Source organism: Okeania sp. SIO2B9 (assembly GCF_010672505.1).
GTDB classification, from domain to species: domain Bacteria; phylum Cyanobacteriota; class Cyanobacteriia; order Cyanobacteriales; family Microcoleaceae; genus Okeania; species Okeania hirsuta.
The window spans coordinates 1-3662 of sequence record NZ_JAAHGK010000798.1; the positions used below are offsets into that span (position 1 = coordinate 1).

The following is a 3662-nucleotide window of genomic DNA, read 5'->3' on the forward strand; positions in this document are numbered from 1 at the left end:
AGATTTATCATTTTCTTTGTGGGTTTAATACCCCACCGTCAACGGGGGTGTTCACGCATTACTTGGGGGAGCGAATCCCCATGTAATTTTCCTCCTGTCTCCTGTCTCCTGTCTCCTGTCTCCTTCTTCAACACCCTTGGTATAAGACTTCCCTGAATTAAATTTCATTATCCATATTCCTGATTGAAAGTCTCTGTTTTGCCTTTTTTTCTTTCCTCTTCAACTAAACATTAATCTTAAAATTACCTAGATATAGCAATACAAGAATTGGGCGCGGACATTTTTCAATCCTCAAACCTTTTTACAGTTTGCTATTCCCTATTCCCTATTCCCTATTCCCTAGCGCTATACTTTTCAACCAGTATTTGAGTATAACTATTCAAAGGAAAATCAAAAGCAACTTCAGGAGTAACCCACTCCCATCGCACAATTTCTTCATTAAGAGTTTTTACTCATTTAAAACAGTCAGAGCTTTTGTTGCGTATGTCGCAATAGGAGTTTTTACTCATTTAAAACAGTCAGAGCTTTTGTTGCGTATGTCGCAATAGGAGTTTTTACTCATTTAAAACAGTCAGAGCTTTTGTTGCGTATGTCGCAATAGGAGTTTTTACTCATTTAAAACAGTCAGAGCTTTTGTTGCGTATGTCGCAATAGAAGTTTTTACTCATTTAAGAGAGTCAGAGCTTTTGTTGCGTATGTCGCAATAGAAGTTTTTACTCATTTAAGAGAGTCAGAGCTTTTGTTGCGTATATTGCAATAGGAGTTTTTACTCATTTAAAACAGTCAGAGCTTTTGTTGCGTATGTCGCAATAGGAGTTTTTACTCATTTAAGAGAGTCAGAGCTTTTGTTGCGGATATTGCTTTTTAACTTTTGATTTTTGACTTCTGTGAAGCAGTACCAGATGTCCTAAACTATCTGAAATAATCATTATTTCTATCAAGGAACAATCATGCGACTATCTCAAATGTTATTAGTCACTCTCCGAGACGACCCCGCAGAAGCAGAAATTCCTAGCCACAAACTCCTCATCCGTGCTGGATATATTCGTCGCATCGGCAGTGGTCTCTACGCATATCTCCCTCTAATGTTGCGAGTCCTCAATAAAGTCTCCAAAATAGTCCGCGAAGAAATGGATGCTACTGGTGCCCAAGAATGTCTGCTTCCTCAACTTCAACCCGCCGACCTGTGGCGAGAGTCTGGTCGTTGGGATACTTATACTCAGGCTGAGGGTATTATGTTTTCTCTAATTGACCGTCAAAATCGGGAGTTAGGGTTAGGTCCCACCCATGAAGAGGTAATTACTACTGTTGCTAAAGATATGATTCGCTCCTATCGGCAGCTACCCCTACATCTCTATCAACTGCAAACTAAGTTCCGGGATGAAATTCGCCCCAGGTTTGGGTTAATGCGAGGCCGGGAATTTATTATGAAGGATGGCTATTCTTTCCATGCTGACCAGGAAAGTCTCAAAAAGACTTATCAGGATATGGATAAGGCTTATCGAAATATGTTACGTCGCAGTGGATTAGAATTTCGAGCGGTTGATGCTGACTCTGGGGCAATTGGTGGGTCTGGGTCTCAAGAATTTATGGTTTTGGCCGATGCTGGTGAGGATGAAATTCTCTATACCGAGGATGGCAAGTATGCAGCAAATTTGGAAAAAGCTGTTTCTATCCCACCTGATGCAGAAATTTCACCTTTTGAGAGTTATGAAAAATTGGAAACTCCTGGCACGGAGACTATTGAAAAGCTGTGCAAGTTTCTCAAATGTTCTCCTACTAATATTGTGAAAAATGTTTTATACCAGTCAGTCTATGACAATGGAATGACTGTTTTAGTTTTGGTGAATATCCGGGGAGACCAAGATGTTAATGATGTGAAGTTGTTGAATGAGTTGACTAAGTTGGCTGGAAATTATGAAGCAAAAACTGTTTTGGCTTTGACTGTGCCTGATGTGGAGGCTCAAAAGAAATGGGCAACTAAGTCTTTACCTTTGGGTTATATTGCTCCAGATTTGTCTGATGATTATATTACTTCTAGTAAAGAGGTAAGTTCTCAGTTCTTACGAATGGTAGACCAGACGGTCGTAAGCTTGACAAATTTCGCAACAGGTAGTAACGAATCTGGTTATCACGTTATGGGGGCAAATTGGGGTCAGGAATTTACTTTGCCAAAGTTGGTCGTGGATTTACGAAAGGCTGAAAAAGGCGATCGCTCTATCCATGACCCCAGTCAAACCTTAGAAACTGCTAGAGGTATTGAGGTTGGTCATATATTCCAGTTAGGGACGAAATATTCTGAAGCTATGGGGGCAACTTATACAAATGAGCAGGGTGAGGAAAAGCCTTTGGTGATGGGATGTTATGGTGTGGGTGTGTCCCGTTTGGCTCAGTCAGCAGTGGAACAGTCTTATGATAAGGATGGGATTATTTGGCCTGTGGCGATCGCTCCTTATCATGTGGTTATTTGTATTCCTAATATTAAGGATGCTCAACAAATGGAAGTGGCAGAAAGTCTCTATAAAGAATTAAATGAAGCTGGAATAGAGACTATTTTAGATGACCGAGATGAGCGAGCGGGTGTTAAATTCAAAGATGCAGATTTAATTGGAATTCCTTATCGAATAGTTACCGGGCGATCGCTCAAGTCAGGTAAAGTTGAATTGGTAGAAAGAGCGACTCATCAATCTCAGGAAATTCTGGTAGAGGAAGTATTATCTACTTTAAAAGACTTAATTGAGAAAGCATTAACTTAATTTACACTTTTCAGCAATAACTAGAATTTTGGTATTGCTGAAAAATATTTCTGCAAGACAAAGTTTAAGTAAGATGAGGGGGCGGGTGTTAAATTTAAAGATGTAGATTTAATAGGAATTCCCGATCGAATAGTTATAGCAATGAGCGCTGGTATATTTACAAATTGTAGTAGGGGCAAAAGAGCTAGAAGTCTTATATGATCGGCAATTTATTCCCCCTGTTCCCTGTTCCCTGTTCCCTGTTCCCTGCGCACAGCGCTATATATAGAATCCGGTTATATAGTATATGTTTATAACTATACTTCAATCTCTCGACACTTCCCCCTCTTCCCCAACTATATAATAAGTATTCAACCGGATTTGATATTACGGGGCGATCGTTAAAATCTGGCAAAGTTGAATTGTTGACGTACTCCCCGGCATAAATGCACGGGGATTCTCAAGCGGATGTTACGAAGCGGGATAAATCCACGCTTCTCCACCCTTTTTCCTGTTTCTTAGGCTCTTAACTAGACCGTTTCTAGTCCCCGTCAGACCGCCTCCCCAGGCAACTTCTTTAACGTCCAAGATGCGCCCCACCTCAGACACCCCTCTATTTCTCACAATCAGCGCGGAGGCCACGTCTCGATGAGTCATATAACCACATTCAGGACAAGAATGAACTCTAAAGCTGAGTTTTTTCTTCCCTGTATGAGCATTGCAATTGGGACAAATTTGAGAAGTATAATCTTTATTGACCTTCCCGAAATAGACTCCTCGCTTCCAACAAACCCATTGCAGGATGGTGACAAACTGACCGAAACCTGCATCTAAGGTATGTTTTCCCAACATTCTTTTGGCCCATGCCTGAAAATTAAGGTCTTCAACAAAAATCATTCCTGCTTGGTCACATAAATGATGGGCTAA

General features: G+C 40.7%; 2 protein-coding genes. One reads left to right on the top strand and one right to left on the bottom strand.

Annotation, left to right across the window (positions count from 1 at the left end):
- Positions 1-950 precede the first annotated feature (950 nt).
- The gene (proS, locus tag F6K13_RS23555) at positions 951-2756 is read left to right on the top strand and encodes a proline--tRNA ligase (RefSeq protein ID WP_124154456.1); all 1806 of its coding nucleotides are present in this window, start codon (positions 951-953) and stop codon (positions 2754-2756) included.
- A gap of 450 nt (positions 2757-3206) precedes the next feature.
- Here proS and F6K13_RS23560 read toward each other — a convergent pair.
- The coding region (locus F6K13_RS23560) for a transposase (RefSeq protein WP_287288563.1) at positions 3207-3662 on the bottom strand (456 nt) is incomplete at its 5' end.